This is a genomic window from Streptomyces sp. SID13726 (assembly GCF_010548375.1).
GTDB lineage: Bacteria > Actinomycetota > Actinomycetes > Streptomycetales > Streptomycetaceae > Streptomyces.
The window spans coordinates 1-411 of record NZ_JAAGLY010000635.1; the positions used below are offsets into that span (position 1 = coordinate 1).

Annotated in this window: 1 protein-coding gene; it reads right to left on the reverse strand. The window is 74.9% G+C overall.

What is annotated here, in order from left to right; translation table 11 throughout:
- On the reverse strand, window positions 1-270 hold a 270-nt coding region (locus tag G3I78_RS49515; protein ID WP_203616585.1), incomplete at its 3' end, for a hypothetical protein.
- Between the last annotated feature and the right edge of the window lie 141 nt (window positions 271-411).

Below are 411 nucleotides of genomic sequence, written 5' to 3' on the forward strand. Positions count from 1 at the left end.
GAGGTAGGTGAACTGGACCGCGTCCACCGCGTCGACGCCCGCGACGGAGCGCAGGGCGTCCACGTCGGACGCCGTGAGGTCGCTCGGGGCGGAGACGACGAGGTCCGCGTCCGCGAACTGCGCGGCGATCGAGTCGTTCGTGGTCTGGGTGATGACGTTGCCCGCGATCAGGGTCGCCGTGACGAACGCCGTCCCGATGACGATCGCGACGCCGGCCGCGACGAGGCGGCCGATGCTGCGGCGCATCTGCGCCAGGGTGAGGCGGAGCATCAGGCGCGCACCGCCTGCGACGCGGTCGGGGCGGAGCCGTCGGCGCCGGGCGCCTCGAGCGTGCGCAGCGCGTCGAGCCCGGCGAGCACCGACTCGGGCGTCGGGTCGCTGATGTCGCCCGCGATCCGCCCGTCGGCGGTG